Here is a 14,637-nt window from a genome sequence, read left to right on the forward strand (position 1 = left end):
CTATAAATGCCCATTAGGATAAAGCGTTGCTTTATTATTTGCTTGATTCACTTTTTTAATTGATAAAGAAGCACAGGCGAAATTTATTAAAATACGGTAAACTACACCAGATTTATCGAATACTAGTGCCCTAAAAGGCAGCATAAAAGGTGAAAGCGAATGCCGCTGAGTCGTGTTGAAGAGCTTGTCGCAGATATTCGTGCAGGCAAAATGGTCATCCTAATGGATGATGAAGATCGTGAAAATGAAGGTGACTTAGTCATCGCTGCAACGCATGTTCGCCCTGAAGATATTAACTTCATGATTACGCATGCACGCGGCCTAGTTTGCCTAACTTTGAGTCGTGATCGCTGTAAACAGCTTAATTTACCGTTAATGGTAGATCAAAACGGTGCACAACATGCCACTAACTTCACGCTGTCGATTGAAGCAGCAGAAGGGATCAGTACTGGTATCTCCGCTGCTGAACGCGCGCATACGATTCGCACCGCAGTTGCAGCACATGCTAAACCAAGTGATATCGTTCAACCTGGTCATATTTTCCCATTGATGGCTCAACCGGGCGGCGTACTGCATCGTGCAGGTCATACGGAAGCAGGGTGCGACCTCACCCGTTTAGCAGGTCTAGAGCCTGCCTCTGTTATCTGTGAAATTATTAATGATGACGGCACTATGGCTCGTCGCCCTGATTTAGAAGTGTTCGCAGAGAAACATGGCTTAAAAATCGGTACGATTGCGGATCTGATCCATTACCGCATGACCAATGAACAAACTGTTGAACGTTTGTCTCAAGAAAGCATTGATACAGAATACGGTACATTTGAACTGTATAAATACCGTGAAATTGGTAATCCAGATATCCATTTAGCTTTAGTAAAAGGCGAACCGAAACAAGGCATCACCACTGTTCGTGTGCATGGTTTTAATCCTGTTCGCGACTTATTAAAATTAAATAAGGCCGATGGTTCGGCAGCGTGGAATTTAGATCTAGCAATGAAAACAATTGCTGCAAGCGATCGCGGTGTATTGGTATGGATTGGTCAAGATCATTTAGAAGATCTAGGACATGCCTTAGAGCAGTTAAATCAACCAAAACCGCTTAAGTCTAATGCAGCACTTTCGCATCAATACCAGACGATTGGTGTTGGCGCGCAGATTTTACGAGATTTAGGTGTTGAAAAAATGAAGCTTCTGAGTTCTCCGCTTCGTTTCAATGCTTTATCTGGTTTCCATTTAGAGGTAGTGGAATATATCACTGCCGATCAAATCACAGCAAAATAATCGAGGTTGCTATGGCAATTCGCCGAATTGAAGGTTTATTACATCTCGCAAGCGAAGGTCGTTATGCGATCTTAGTAGGACGTTTCAACAGCTTCGTGGTTGAACATTTACTTGAAGGCGCGATCGACACTTTAAAACGTCATGGCGTTTCAGAGGATGCGATTACTGTTATTCACGCACCAGGTGCGTGGGAACTTCCTATCGTTGCAAAAAAATTAGCGGCTTCAAACAAATTTGATGCCATCATTGCACTCGGTGCAGTGATCCGTGGTAGTACACCACATTTTGATTTTGTTGCAGGTGAATGTGCAAAAGGTTTAGGTGTAGTTGCACTTGAAAGCACAATGCCTGTGATCAATGGTGTCTTAACTACAGACAGCATTGAACAAGCAATCGAACGTTCAGGTACGAAAGCAGGAAACAAAGGTAGCGAAGCTGCATTGACTGCAATCGAAATGGTTAACTTATTAAAGGCAATTTAAAGCATGTCGCAAACACTTCAGGCCGCTTATGCAGCGAAACGCAAAGCACGTCGTTTTGCTGTACAAGGGATTTATGAATGGCAAATGAGTCATAACCCTGTCCATGAAATTGAAGCACGTACACGTGTGGAAAATGCTATGCACAAAGTTGACCTTAACTATTACCATGAATTGCTCACTCAAGTGGTTGCTCAACATGAAGCTTTAGATGAGTTACTCATCCCTGTACTTGATCGTGAGTTAACTGCACTAGATGGTGTAGAGCTTGCAACCTTACGACTTGGTGCTTATGAATTACGAGATCATCTCGAAGTTCCATACCGTGTTGTACTTGATGAAGCAATTGAGCTAGCAAAACACTTTGGTGGTGCAGACAGCCATAAATACATCAATGGTGTATTAGACCGTCTTTCATCAAAGCTTCGTGAAGCTGAAAAACAACAAGCAAAATAATAGGCTTGATGTTGCATGGCTGAGTTTTCAATTATTGAGCGGTACTTTAAACGTACATCAAAATCTGATGTCAGTTTAGGCATCGGTGATGACTCAGCCATCGTCACCCCTCCTTCTTCACAACAACTGGTGATCTGTGCAGATACATTGGTTGCTGGTCGACATTTTCCCTTAGATACGACAGCCCATGCCATTGGCTGGAAAAGTGTCGCGGTCAATTTATCTGATCTCGCCGCAATGGGTGCAAAACCCCATAGTATTTTACTCGCACTCAGCCTCCCTACCGTTGATCATGACTGGCTGGCTGGATTTAGTCAGGGTCTTTTTGATTGTTGCGATCAATTTGGTGTTAGCCTAATCGGTGGCGATACCACTCAAAGTACCCAACTTACTATAAGTGTTACTGCTTTAGGCTGGATTGAACAAGACCAAGCCATCACGCGTGCTGGTGCACAAGTGGGCGACTACGTCTGTATTAGTGGACAGATCGGTGATGCTGCGTTCGGATTACAACACTTAGGACATCCTCTGCAACAACGCTTAGATTATCCAACACCTCGTTGTCATTTAGGGCAACAGCTAAAAGGTTTAGCCTCAAGTATGATTGATGTTTCAGATGGACTCGCACAAGATTTAGGACATATTCTGAACGCCTCAAAAGTAGGTGCAACATTACAGCTTGAGCAACTTCCGATAGATCAGTCACTAAAAAATATAGATTTGCGACAAGCTTGGCATTATGCCCTCGCAGGCGGTGATGATTATGAATTATGTTTTACAATATCACCGCAAAATTTTGAAAAACTGTCGCGACAACAATTAGATATTCCGCTTACAATAATCGGCAAAATTACCCAACAAACTGGATTGTTATTTGAGTATATGGGTGAAAATTGCCCACTACAAATTCATGGATACCAACATTTTGCATAAGCCTCCCATTCACTTCAAACAGATGACTTGGTTCGATCGCTGCATCGTTTTCTGCGGGGTTGGATTTGGTTCTGGTCTCAGTCCTAAAGCACCGGGAACATTTGGTTCTGCATTTGCATTGTTATTTACACCATTATGGTTATATCTCGGTTTTAATTTGAGTGTTTTAGCAGTTTTTATCATGTCTTTGGTGGGCATATACATCTGTGGGCAAACAGCTAAAGTCATTCATGTACACGATGATGGTCGAATTGTGTGGGATGAATTTGCAGGGCAATCTATTACGCTCCTACCCTTGCTCTATCTACAGCAATTAAATTGGTTATGGGTCATTGTCGGTTTTATTTTTTTCCGTATATTTGACATCTGGAAACCATTTCCGATTAGTTGGGCAGACCAAAAAGTTACTGGTGGTCTAGGGATTATGCTTGATGACATCATTGCAGGTCTTTGGGCTGCGCTTTGTATTTTTATGATTCATTTTTATTTTTTGACTTAAACCATTGATATTAGGGTTAGTTATGTCAACAACTGTTATTATTCTTGCAGCAGGGAAAGGAACGCGGATGCGTTCGAAACTACCCAAAGTTCTCCAACCATTGGCAGGTCGTCCACTTTTAGGACATGTGATCCAAACTGCAAAAAAATTACATGCTCAAAATATTATTACGATTTATGGACATGGTGGTGATCTAGTTAAACAAAGCTTTGCTGCTGAACAAATAGAGTGGGTTGAACAAGCAGAACAGTTAGGAACAGGTCATGCTGTTCAAATGACTCTCCCTGTATTACCTCAAGATGGTATTTCTTTGATTTTATATGGTGATGTTCCACTCGTTCGTCAAAGCACCCTTGAACAGTTGCTTGAAGCTTCTAGCCAATCTGGTATTGGTATGATCACCCTGAATGTTGAAAATCCAACAGGCTATGGTCGTATCGTTCGTCAAGCAGATAAGATTCAAGCGATTGTTGAGCATAAAGATGCTACTGACGAACAGCGTCTAATACAAGAAATTAATACTGGCATTTATTGTGTAAGTAATGCCAAATTACATCAATGGTTGCCAAAGCTTTCGAACAACAATGTTCAAGGTGAATATTACCTCACGGATATCGTGGCAATGGCCGTTGCGGATGGCTTAGAAATTGCTTCAATTCAACCTGAGCTTGAATTTGAAGTTGAAGGTGTGAATGACCGCCTACAACTTGCAACTTTGGAACGTCAATTTCAGCAACAACAAGCAAAAGAATTGATGCAACAAGGCGTACATTTAATTGATCCAAATCGTTTTGACCTACGTGGAACTGTGAAATGTGGTCAAGATGTACAAATTGATGTCAATGTCATTATTGAAGGTGATTGCGAATTAGGTGACAACGTTCAACTTGGCGCAGGCTGTATTTTAAAAAATACTCGTATTGCGGCAGGCACTAAAGTTCAAGCCTATAGCATTTTTGAAAATGCGATCGTTGGAGAAAACACCCAAATCGGTCCTTTCGCCCGTCTTCGCCCAGGAGCAAATCTTGCGAATGATGTGCATATTGGCAACTTCGTCGAAGTCAAAAATTCAAATATTGGATTAGGTTCTAAAGCCAATCACTTTACTTATCTAGGTGATGCAGATATAGGTGCTGATTGTAATATTGGTGCAGGGACAATCACTTGTAATTATGATGGCGCAAATAAACATCGTACTGTTATTGAAGACAATGTATTTATTGGTACCAATAACTCATTGGTTGCACCAATTAAAATTGCTCAAGGTGCAACCACAGGTGCAGGCTCAACTTTAACTCGAGATGTGGCAGAGCATAGTTTAGCTGTCGAACGATCAAAACAGTTTGAAAAAGCAAATTATCAGCGCCCCCAAAAGCTGAAAAAATAAGAGGATAAAATTATGTGTGGTATTGTTGGTGGCGTTGCTGAACGATGTGTAACTGATATTCTGATTGAAGGATTAAAACGTCTTGAATATCGCGGTTATGACTCTGCGGGTTTAGCGTTATTGAATAATCAACAAATCTTACGTGAACGTCGTGTAGGTAAAGTTGCAAATTTAGCTGAAGCAGTATCTGAGCAGCATTTGACTGGTAATGTAGGTATTGCACATACCCGTTGGGCAACCCATGGTAAACCGACTGAAAATAATGCTCATCCACATGTTTCAGGTGATGTAGCTGTTGTACATAACGGTATTATTGAAAACTACCAAGAGCTTAAAGATGAATTACAAGCGCTAGGTTATATCTTTACCTCACAAACAGACACTGAAGTTGTTGCTCATCTTGTCAACGATGCTTTAAAGCAAACTGATAGCTTACTTGAAGCTGTACAAAAAGTTATTCCTCGCCTAAAAGGCGCTTTTGCGCTGGGTATTGTGCATACCGCACATCCTGATGAACTGATCACTGTGCGTGAAGGTTCTCCATTGGTGATTGGTGTAGGTATTGGCGAGAACTTTATTAGTTCAGACCAATTGGCTTTATTACCTGTTACTAATCGCTTCGTCTATCTCGAAGAAGGTGATATTGCGCGCTTAACACGTACTAGTATTGAAGTTTTTGTCAATGGAACCCGTGTTGAACGTCCAATCAAAGAATTGGATGCAACCGTCAGCAATGCATCAAAAGGCGAATATAAGCATTTCATGCTCAAAGAAATTTATGAGCAACCAGAAGCAATTCAACAAACGATTTCACAAGCATTGAATGGCAATAATTTGCGTGAAGATTTTCTTCAACATGCCAATGCGGATTTTGACAAAATTCAGCAAGTACAAATCATTGCCTGCGGTACCAGCTACCACGCAGGTATGATTGCAAAATACTGGTTCGAGCAATTGATTGGTGTACCTTGCCAAGTTGAGATTGCAAGTGAATTCCGTTATCGCACGCCTGTCATTGTTGCTCATACACTGTATATCTGTATTTCTCAGTCTGGAGAAACTGCGGATACCTTGGCTGCATTACGCGAAACACAAAAACGTGCTCAAGCTCAGAACATCGACATTAGTACCATGACCATTTGTAACGTTGCCACTTCATCAATGGTTCGCGAAACAGATCATCATTTACTCACGCTTGCAGGTCCTGAAATCGGCGTTGCATCAACCAAAGCCTTTACCACTCAACTTGCAGCATTGATGTTGTTGATCTTAAAAATTGGTCAAGTTAAACAACGTCTTGCAGATGCTCAATTGAATGAAATTACAGAAGCGCTATGGCATTGCCCGAAAGTAATTTTAGATACTTTACAAGGCAATACTGAGATTCTGCGTCTATCAGCACTATTCGTTGAAAAGAACCACTGCTTGTTCTTAGGACGTGGCACACACTTCCCTATCGCACTAGAAGGTGCATTGAAACTGAAAGAAATTTCATACATTCATGCTGAAGGATATGCGGCTGGTGAATTAAAGCATGGTCCATTGGCTTTAGTAGACAATGAAATGCCTGTCGTGATCTTGGCTCCACAAGATGAAATGCTCGATAAGTTAAAATCGAATATGGAAGAAGTTCAAGCTCGTGGTGGGGAACTCTTTGTTTTTGCTGATGAAAACAGCGGTATTCATGGCAAAGATCGCCAACATGTCGTTCATGTTCCAGCTGTCAATGAATGGTTAGCGCCAATTGTGTACAGTATTCCTGTGCAATTGCTCTCGTATCATGTTGCTGTATTACGTGGTACCGACGTTGACCAACCACGTAACCTTGCTAAGAGCGTAACAGTCGAATAATTACAAAATAAAAAAGGAGGGTTAACCCTCCTTTTTTATTACCATTGATGATTATTTTTAAGCCACATAACGACTACTTTTATGATTCAAAAGAATAATTAAATTTAAAATAACAGCCCCTAAAATTGAAATTAGAATCAATTTCCAATCTACGAAAAACAACGAAACTAATAAGATGGTAACATCAATTCCCATCTGTACTTTACCTGCTGGAATGTTAAAGCGTTCTTGTAAATATAGAACTAAGAGGTTGATTCCTCCTAAGCTTGAGCGATGGCGAAATAAAATCAGAAAGCTTACCCCCATCAATACATTCGCAAAAATCGCAGCATAAATTGGATTTACACTAGATAAATGAAAAAAATGAGGAATAATTTCGGTAAAACCAGCTAATAATCCAACGGCAATAAATGTCTTGACGACCAATGCCATGCCCATTTTTTTATAAGCAAAATAATAAAATGGAATATTTATCAGGAAAAATAAGATGCCGAACTTCAGATCGGTAATATAGTGGATCAACAACGATAAGCCCGCTGTACCACCTGTCATAATCCCTGCTTGCTGCAATAAAGTCATGGCAAACGATAGAATGAATGTTCCAATTAACATGGCCAATCCATCTTCAATCTTAGAGTGTTGGTCAATCACGGGCATGACTGGACTGACCAAAGATATATTCTGATCGGTATTCATAAGGATACAACTCAATAGGAGAACAACAGCAGGGAGAAAGATCTTTCAAAGAAAGATATGGCATATTTGATCATTTTTATTCAAATTTCGCAATTTATTCTTATATTTTCACCATAAATGCAATTTATACTCAAAATATCCTTTTTTGAATAATCTTTATGCAATAAAGTCCAATGTCTTAGTTTGAATGGTATTCGTCTAAGAGAAAGATTTTTTACTTAATCGCGATCCCATTTTCTTTTAATTTTTCCAACACAATCGATGTATTTAAATTACTGACGCCAAAGTTACTAGATGACAAAATCCCAATCAACTTGACCATTTCATCTAAATTTTTGACTGCAACCTTCAGTGCAAAATCATAACTTCCTGTGAGTTTATGAATATCTTTCACCGCAGGTTCATTTAAAAGAAACTCAACAAAGCGATCGTGTGTCGCATCATTGTAGTTTTGCAATTTCACTTCAATAATACCCATGATCGGTGTTGGATCTGCGCTTAATGCGATTTGCGCATAGTAACCCGTTATAATTTTGTTTTGTTCAAGCTGAATACGACGACGTGAACATTGAGAAGTTGATAATCCCACCAATTCTGCTAATTCTTGATTAGCTAATCTTCCATTCATTTGTAAATAATGAATAATCTTCTGATCAAAATCATCAAGTTCAACTGACATAAAACGCTCAATTCTGTCTGAAGTTAGAGTTTAACTGATATTGATTTATCAGTTTAAGAAGTTTATCGCCTTTAGATCAAGCGGCTCAAGCTTATGACAAAATTGTAGTCGATTGAATACGCTCAATCCCCTGCTCTAACATACTTTGCCACGCGCTTTGTAGTGAACCATCCAAATCAATCGCTTTACAGGCATCTTCAATGACATAAGTTTTAAAGCCCATCTGTGCAGCATCTAAGGCGGTCCACGCCACGCAAAAGTCTGTGGCAATCCCTACGATATATACTGTATCAATTTGATGTTCTGTTAAATAACCCTTCAAACCCGTTGGAGTTTTACGATCTGCTTCCATAAAAGCAGAATAACTATCAATATCGGCATGAAAGCCTTTACGAATAATCAGTTGTGCAGTTGGAACATCCAGATCAGGATGAAATTCTGCATCGTGAGTGCCTTGAACACAATGTTTCGGCCATAACACTTGGGTTCCATACGGCAATTCAATGGTTTCAAACGGCACTTTATTGTCGTGATTATCTGCAAAAGAAATATGTTGCTCAGGATGCCAGTCCTGTGTCAGCACGATATGCTCAAACTTTTTTGCAAGTTGATTAATAATCGGAATAATTTGATCTGCTTTTGCAACGGCCAAATTCCCCCCAGGAGTAAATCCATTTTGGACATCAACAACAATTAATGCGACATGATGAGATTGTGTCTGCATACCATGCTCCAGTTTAAAACTTGTATTTTTACAATACCCTGCTGATTATATTCTGGCTACTCATGTTTTAACTTTTACAAAAGATGAAAACGATTCAAGATAAAGATGAATTAAAGTTTTCCACAGTTTGACTAAAGCATATTGTTCTTATGCCTCCGATCAGTCATAATTTGCGTAATTGTCATTCAACCCGATCGAATTGTTGGATGACCAATCAAAATACTGCAACCATCCAATATTTCGTTTCAACTAATTCAATCTCGGATGGGAAAATAGGATAGTTTTTTAAAATGACTCAGCTAGCACAGAATATTCAAGGCTCAATTGTCGCAATCGTCACCCCTATGTTTGAAGATGGCAGCGTAGATTGGAAGAGTCTTGAGAAGCTCGTTGAGTGGCATATCCAACAAGGTACACATAGTATTGTTGCGGTCGGCACAACGGGCGAAGCGTCTACATTAAGCATGGATGAACACACACAAGTCATCAAAGAAGTGATTCGTGTAGCCAACAAACGTATTCCAATTATCGCAGGTACAGGTGCAAATTCAACGCGTGAAGCGATTGAATTGACTAAAGCTGCAAAAGAATTAGGTGCTGATGCGGCCTTACTCGTTACGCCATATTATAATAAACCAACACAAGAAGGCCTATATCAACACTACAAAGCGATTGCTGAAGCTGTTGATATTCCACAAATTCTTTATAATGTACCAGGTCGTACTGGTGTCGATATGCAAAACGAAACCGTTATTCGTCTTGCTGATGTTAAAAACATTGTTGGTATTAAAGATGCAACAGGCGACGTACCACGTGGTCAAGCCCTCATCGAAGGTTTAAATAATAAAATCGCTGTTTATTCAGGTGATGATGAAACTGCTTGGGAACTCATTTTACTGGGTGCAAAAGGTAATATCTCTGTAACAGCCAATGTTGCACCAAAGCAAATGAGCGAAATTTGTGAAGCTGCGTTAGCTGGAGATAAAGCAAAAGCACAAAGCTTGAATCAACAAATTGCAAATCTACACAATATTTTGTTTTGCGAATCAAACCCAATTCCTGTGAAATGGGCATTGCATGAGATGGGCTCAATTGGTACGGGTATTCGCCTACCATTAACCGCTCTAGCACAACAATATCGTGAACCGCTCCGCACAGATTTAAAAGCTGCGGGAATTATTTAATACGAGCAATTTATGATGCAATTACGTCTTGGTGTTGTCCTAGTCATTTCAGCTTTAAGTTTGGCTGGTTGTGGTCGTTTTGCCCTCAATAATCATTCTTTAGATTATAAAAAAGCACAAGCACTTGAACCACTCAAATTTCCTGAGGGCATAACGGCAAGACCATTTACGCCATTGTATCCAGCGCCTACGGTTGATCCACTTGCAATTGAGCATGCACCAAAGCTTGAAAATGAAAGTGGCAACCGCTATGCATTGCCTCGTCCAAAAGCGATGCAAAATTCAGCCGATAATACTTCAGCAACCGCTTCAACAGTGGGTCGCCCACAGCTCGTCACTGATGGGAATAAAAACCCATTACTCAAAGTTGATGGCCCGACAGCAGGTGCGTGGCAATATACTTTCGCAACCTTGAGTAGCCTCAACTACAAAGTTATTTCTCAAGCAGAAAATGGCTATGAAGCAACGATTAAAGTAGGCGATCAAAATTACCTACTGAAATTATCGGCTGTAGGCTCAAGCAATACAGTTGCGCTATTCAAACTTGATACAACATTTGCAGACCCTGCTGTTGCAGCTGAAGTGTTAACCCAGATTTACCAAAATTGGCCAGCCTAGTCGTTTACTAGGCATACTTTTTCAAAAGGTTCCCCCATGTTAAAACAAACCTTGCTCTATACTGGTAAAGCAAAATCTGTATATGAAACAGATAATGCTGATCACCTGATTTTAGTCTTTCGTGATGATGCATCAGCATTCAATGGCGAAAAAATTGAGCAACTAGATCGTAAAGGCAAGGTGAACAACCGTTTTAATGCCTTCATCATGGAAAAGTTGGCTGAAGCGGGTATCGAAACTCATTTTGAAAAGTTACTTTCTCCAACAGAAGTACTTGTGAAGAAATTACAAATGATCCCTGTTGAATGTGTGATTCGTAACTACGCAGCAGGTTCATTATGCCGCCGTTTAGGTGTTGAAGAAGGTAAAGAATTAACGCCTCCAACATTTGAATTGTTCTTCAAAGATGATGCGCTTGGCGACCCAATGGTAAATGAATCTCAAGCAATTGCTTTAGGTTGGGCAACAGCACCTCAACTTGAAAAAATGAAAGAACTGACTTACCAAGTGAATGATGTACTGAAAGCATTATTCGATGCAGGTAATATGATTCTTGTTGATTTCAAACTTGAATTCGGTGTATTCCACGATCGTATCGTATTGGGTGATGAATTCTCTCCAGACGGCTGCCGTTTATGGGATAAAGACACCAAGAAAAAATTAGACAAAGACCGTTTCCGTCAAGGTTTAGGTGGTGTGGTTGAAGCTTATGAAGAAGTTGCTGCACGTTTAGGCATTAACTTAGATAATATCTAAGCCTTAAGCTGTCGTTCTTAATAAAAAAACCAGCCTGATTAGGCTGGTTTTTTTATTGGTTTATCTAATTTCCCAGTTTCTGATAAATCAGATTCCCTTCTTTATAGGTTGCCAATACCTGAATATTCTTGATCTCTCGACTTGGCACAGTCAGCGGATTTTGATCCAAGATCACTAAATCAGCCAGTTTCCCTTGAGTTATCGTGCCCTTATGCTGATCTTCAAAATATTGATAAGCTGCCCAATCAGTCATCGATTTTAAAGCCATATAGGGACTTACGCGCTCCTCTGCACCCAATACATAATTACTGCGTGTCACTCGATTGACGGTTGCATCTAACATCATCAAACTATTCGGCGGCACAACAGGTGCATCATGATGCTCTGTAAAAATAAGCTGTTTCTTCAAAGCACTTGCCGTTGGTGAAATACGTGCTGCTCTCGCCTCACCTAAGGTTTGTTGACGATGCCAATCCCCCCAATAGAACGTATGCAATGAGAAGAAAGATGGAATAATATCCAAGGCTTTCAGTTGATCCAGTTGATCATCGCGAATCGTTTGAGAGTGAATCAATACGCTTCTGCGATCTGCTTTACCTTGTTTTAATGTGGCATCTTTTACAGCTCCAATAAATTGATCAATTGCCGCATCACCATTGGCATGTGCAAGTACTTGCCAACCCTGTTTAAACGCTAAATTAATATATTGATTGACCTGTTGGTTATCTTTAATCGCAGGATAGCCCTTATAGTTTTTATCTTTACCTTCAGGTGTAATTAAGTAAGGTTGTGTCAACCAAGCTGTTTTACCTTGTGGTGAGCCATCTAAACTGATTTTCACGCCACCAATACGGAAGTGCTGATCATACTGACGACTACTGCCTTGCTTAAGCATATACTCCTGACTGGTGGTAATATCTGGATAAGAGACCACATCAATTGGCAATTGATTTTGTTTGGCTAAAGCATGCCACATCTCCGTTGTGCCCTGATCTGCACGCCCTTCCTGTACCGTGGTAAAACCATTTTTGACGTAGGCATCGATACCTTTTTGTGCGATTTGGAACATCACTTGTGGTGGTACATCTTTAAAAATTGAACCAATCGCAGTAAATAAAGCCGACTCTTCTAAGACCCCATTCGGAACATTCGAATTCGCTTCGCGACGAATCACTCCTCCTTCTGGATTTGGTGTATTTTGATTAAAATTCAGTAATTCTAATGCTTTATGATTCACAGAAGCTAAATGCCCAGACTGATGTAAAATCATCACTGGTTGATCTTTGGACACCCGATCTAAATCACTTGCCGTAGGATGACGTTGTTCAGATAATTGTGCATCATCATAACCATTTCCCAAAATCCAACCGCCCATCATTTTAATCACTGCTGGATTTTGTGTCTTCCACGTATTCATTACGTTTACAAGTGAGTTGATATCAGAAACTGAACCATCAGGCATAGGATAAAGATTCGCTACCATTTGATGAAAACCAACCATGTTTACATGGCTATGCGCATCAATAAAGCTCGGTAATAAGGTTTTGTTGTTTAGATTAATATATTGAACTTGGGTATTTGCCAACCGCTCTGCTTGCTGCTTCGAGCCAACAAATACAATTTTTCCATCCTTTACTAATAGCGCCTCAGCATATTTAGGCTGCATTCCTTCCATCGTCAGAATAGAGCCACCATAAAATAATTTCTCCGTTGACTGCTGTGGAGCTGACTTGATGCTCATACAACCAGATACAGCAACGGCAAACAAAGTGATGAGAGAAACAGGATAAAAATATTTTAAATGCATAGAGCTAATTCCATGTTTTTATTATGCCTTTATTATTAAACCTTATTCTTTTTCTGTTGAAAAAGGTTAAAAGGATTCTTTTTGTAATACGAAAATAATATTTATAGTGCGATACAATATTCAAAAGACGAAATGAATACTGTGAAATTAAAATATCTTTGTAAGCCTATTAGAGACTTTAATTGCAATATCATCCACATAGCGACTATAAGGAGTAGCTAAAACAATACTTATCATCACTGTAAACAAACTCGCCCACAGACCCGCTACCCAATACGAAAAACCCAATTTAATATGCAATAGATTAAAACAAGGAATTGCTAAAGCATAAATCACAGCAAGATGAATTAAATAAATAGAAAATGAGATCTTGCCTAAGAAAACTAAAAATGGCGAATCAAAAAATTGTGCTAACCATTTGCCTTTTAATACCGCATACACGATACAAAAACCGCCAATAAAATTCAGGTAATCGTAGGTTTGCTCACCTAAAAATTGAGCAAAAATCCGATAACTCAAACTTTCATTATGCGCACCACAGAAATATAGCCCCAGCGTGAATAGCAACACAGATAGCCCTGTTGCTAATTCTGATGCATATAGAAATAAACCCATACCTAAAATAAAACTCAGGATACCGAGTAATACTGTTTGTGAAATCGTATAGGCTGTCGCAATACTCAACAGCAAGAACACACCTGCAAGCATCGGTCGTTTGCTATAAAAATAACTGGCGAGATAAATTACCAATGAACCGAGCAGCTCAATCTGCATCGTCCACAATACCCAATTATAGCTTGAGTCCCCAAATAGAAATGCTCCGATACTGCCCTCATACAAAGCTATACTTAATTTTGGATGAGGATTTGCCAAAGCTGCCCCCCATTCAGAAACATGCGTAACATCGACAGGAAGGAAACACACGAGGTAGGCAATAATACAAGATATAAACGCGGGAATAGCCAAACGTGGATAACGCTTAATTAATGATTTTTTTAGTTTTTCAGCTGAATTTTTCTTTTTTAAACTCGATAAACTTAGGACATAACCGCTTAAAACAAAAAAGACAAAAACCGCGCCTGTACCTGAATAAAAGAATGCAAATGGAGAATGATAAAGTTGATCAAAAAAGGGATATTGAGGTACGACACTTAAATCAAAATGATGCATTTGGGGAAAGAAAGTCAGCGATAGATGTGACAATACAACTGCAAGGCAGGCTAAGCCTCGGATACTTTCCGCAGCATTGATTTTGTTTGTGATCATGGCAGAGCTTTATCATCCGTG

At 39.7% G+C, this 14,637-nt stretch carries 15 protein-coding genes; 10 read left to right on the forward strand and 5 right to left on the reverse strand.

Annotated elements, in window-relative coordinates:
- Positions 1-159 precede the first annotated feature (159 nt).
- The 7 genes from ribBA to glmS are packed head-to-tail and all read left to right on the forward strand — an operon-like array spanning position 160 to position 6,886.
- The gene (ribBA, locus tag AAV96_RS14795; RefSeq protein WP_004659765.1) at positions 160-1,281 is read left to right on the forward strand and encodes a bifunctional 3,4-dihydroxy-2-butanone-4-phosphate synthase/GTP cyclohydrolase II; all 1,122 of its coding nucleotides are present in this window, start codon (positions 160-162) and stop codon (positions 1,279-1,281) included.
- A gap of 11 nt (positions 1,282-1,292) precedes the next feature.
- Positions 1,293-1,763: a 6,7-dimethyl-8-ribityllumazine synthase gene (ribE, locus tag AAV96_RS14800; RefSeq protein WP_004659764.1), complete on the forward strand. Its 471-nt coding sequence runs from the start codon at positions 1,293-1,295 to the stop codon at positions 1,761-1,763.
- A 3-nt stretch (positions 1,764-1,766) separates the two neighbouring features.
- On the forward strand, positions 1,767-2,216 hold the full coding sequence (gene nusB, locus AAV96_RS14805) for a transcription antitermination factor NusB (RefSeq protein ID WP_004659763.1): 450 nt from the start codon (positions 1,767-1,769) through the stop codon (positions 2,214-2,216).
- A gap of 15 nt (positions 2,217-2,231) precedes the next feature.
- On the forward strand, positions 2,232-3,149 hold the full coding sequence (thiL, locus tag AAV96_RS14810; protein WP_046739858.1) for a thiamine-phosphate kinase: 918 nt from the start codon (positions 2,232-2,234) through the stop codon (positions 3,147-3,149).
- Complete coding sequence (locus tag AAV96_RS14815; RefSeq protein ID WP_046739859.1) at positions 3,127-3,648, forward strand: phosphatidylglycerophosphatase A; 522 nt, start codon at positions 3,127-3,129, stop codon at positions 3,646-3,648. Before thiL ends, AAV96_RS14815 begins: the two co-directional genes overlap by 23 nt.
- 22 nt (positions 3,649-3,670) lie before the next feature.
- Positions 3,671-5,035 carry a bifunctional UDP-N-acetylglucosamine diphosphorylase/glucosamine-1-phosphate N-acetyltransferase GlmU gene (glmU, locus tag AAV96_RS14820; protein WP_004659760.1) on the forward strand — a complete coding sequence of 455 codons (1,365 nt, stop codon included), beginning with the start codon at positions 3,671-3,673 and terminating at the stop codon, positions 5,033-5,035.
- A 12-nt stretch (positions 5,036-5,047) separates the two neighbouring features.
- Entirely contained in the window at positions 5,048-6,886 is a 1,839-nt protein-coding gene (glmS, locus tag AAV96_RS14825; RefSeq protein WP_005219173.1) for a glutamine--fructose-6-phosphate transaminase (isomerizing), read from the forward strand.
- Positions 6,887-6,943: 57 nt separating this feature from the next.
- Here the strand turns inward: glmS and AAV96_RS14830 are convergent, their stop codons facing one another.
- The 3 genes from AAV96_RS14830 to pncA all read right to left on the reverse strand — a co-directional run bounded on the left by AAV96_RS14830 (position 6,944) and on the right by pncA (position 8,985).
- Entirely contained in the window at positions 6,944-7,582 is a 639-nt protein-coding gene (locus AAV96_RS14830) for a YitT family protein (protein WP_046739860.1), read from the reverse strand.
- A gap of 214 nt (positions 7,583-7,796) precedes the next feature.
- A complete protein-coding gene (locus tag AAV96_RS14835; RefSeq protein ID WP_004659756.1) occupies positions 7,797-8,261 on the reverse strand; it encodes an Lrp/AsnC family transcriptional regulator in 465 nt (154 codons plus the stop codon).
- A gap of 91 nt (positions 8,262-8,352) precedes the next feature.
- The gene (gene pncA, locus AAV96_RS14840; RefSeq protein WP_046739861.1) at positions 8,353-8,985 is read right to left on the reverse strand and encodes a bifunctional nicotinamidase/pyrazinamidase; all 633 of its coding nucleotides are present in this window, start codon (positions 8,983-8,985) and stop codon (positions 8,353-8,355) included.
- A gap of 290 nt (positions 8,986-9,275) precedes the next feature.
- On the opposite strand from pncA, the gene dapA reads away from it, so the two are divergent.
- Genes dapA through purC form a run of 3 tightly spaced genes read left to right on the forward strand, consistent with a single transcriptional unit; the run spans position 9,276 to position 11,543 of the window.
- Entirely contained in the window at positions 9,276-10,169 is an 894-nt protein-coding gene (gene dapA / locus AAV96_RS14845) for a 4-hydroxy-tetrahydrodipicolinate synthase (protein WP_004659751.1), read from the forward strand.
- Between the two features lie 15 nt (positions 10,170-10,184).
- Complete coding sequence (locus tag AAV96_RS14850; RefSeq protein WP_005219165.1) at positions 10,185-10,787, forward strand: hypothetical protein; 603 nt, start codon at positions 10,185-10,187, stop codon at positions 10,785-10,787.
- Between the two features lie 36 nt (positions 10,788-10,823).
- On the forward strand, positions 10,824-11,543 hold the full coding sequence (gene purC / locus AAV96_RS14855; protein WP_004659747.1) for a phosphoribosylaminoimidazolesuccinocarboxamide synthase: 720 nt from the start codon (positions 10,824-10,826) through the stop codon (positions 11,541-11,543).
- A 64-nt stretch (positions 11,544-11,607) separates the two neighbouring features.
- On the opposite strand, the gene AAV96_RS14860 is transcribed toward purC, so the two are convergent.
- The gene (locus AAV96_RS14860) at positions 11,608-13,350 is read right to left on the reverse strand and encodes an amidohydrolase (RefSeq protein ID WP_046739862.1); all 1,743 of its coding nucleotides are present in this window, start codon (positions 13,348-13,350) and stop codon (positions 11,608-11,610) included.
- Between the two features lie 147 nt (positions 13,351-13,497).
- Complete coding sequence (locus tag AAV96_RS14865; RefSeq protein WP_046739863.1) at positions 13,498-14,616, reverse strand: acyltransferase family protein; 1,119 nt, start codon at positions 14,614-14,616, stop codon at positions 13,498-13,500.
- Positions 14,617-14,637: the final 21 nt, after the last annotated feature.

Origin of the sequence: Acinetobacter sp. AG1, assembly GCF_001005525.1 — a bacterium.
Lineage (GTDB): Bacteria > Pseudomonadota > Gammaproteobacteria > Pseudomonadales > Moraxellaceae > Acinetobacter > Acinetobacter modestus.

Excerpts from the sequence above, each read along its gene's own strand:
- ribBA (WP_004659765.1), top strand. The coding sequence starts at position 160 with ATGCCGCTGAGTCGTGTTGAAGAGCTTGTCGCAGATATTCGTGCAGGC.
- ribE (WP_004659764.1), top strand. The coding sequence starts at position 1,293 with ATGGCAATTCGCCGAATTGAAGGTTTATTACATCTCGCAAGCGAAGGT.
- nusB (WP_004659763.1), top strand. The coding sequence starts at position 1,767 with ATGTCGCAAACACTTCAGGCCGCTTATGCAGCGAAACGCAAAGCACGT.
- thiL (WP_046739858.1), top strand. The coding sequence starts at position 2,232 with ATGGCTGAGTTTTCAATTATTGAGCGGTACTTTAAACGTACATCAAAA.
- AAV96_RS14815 (WP_046739859.1), top strand. The coding sequence starts at position 3,127 with ATGGATACCAACATTTTGCATAAGCCTCCCATTCACTTCAAACAGATG.
- glmU (WP_004659760.1), top strand. The coding sequence starts at position 3,671 with ATGTCAACAACTGTTATTATTCTTGCAGCAGGGAAAGGAACGCGGATG.
- glmS (WP_005219173.1), top strand. The coding sequence starts at position 5,048 with ATGTGTGGTATTGTTGGTGGCGTTGCTGAACGATGTGTAACTGATATT.
- AAV96_RS14830 (WP_046739860.1), bottom strand. The coding sequence starts at position 7,582 with ATGAATACCGATCAGAATATATCTTTGGTCAGTCCAGTCATGCCCGTG.
- AAV96_RS14835 (WP_004659756.1), bottom strand. The coding sequence starts at position 8,261 with ATGTCAGTTGAACTTGATGATTTTGATCAGAAGATTATTCATTATTTA.
- pncA (WP_046739861.1), bottom strand. The coding sequence starts at position 8,985 with ATGCAGACACAATCTCATCATGTCGCATTAATTGTTGTTGATGTCCAA.
- dapA (WP_004659751.1), top strand. The coding sequence starts at position 9,276 with ATGACTCAGCTAGCACAGAATATTCAAGGCTCAATTGTCGCAATCGTC.
- AAV96_RS14850 (WP_005219165.1), top strand. The coding sequence starts at position 10,185 with ATGCAATTACGTCTTGGTGTTGTCCTAGTCATTTCAGCTTTAAGTTTG.
- purC (WP_004659747.1), top strand. The coding sequence starts at position 10,824 with ATGTTAAAACAAACCTTGCTCTATACTGGTAAAGCAAAATCTGTATAT.
- AAV96_RS14860 (WP_046739862.1), bottom strand. The coding sequence starts at position 13,350 with ATGCATTTAAAATATTTTTATCCTGTTTCTCTCATCACTTTGTTTGCC.
- AAV96_RS14865 (WP_046739863.1), bottom strand. The coding sequence starts at position 14,616 with ATGATCACAAACAAAATCAATGCTGCGGAAAGTATCCGAGGCTTAGCC.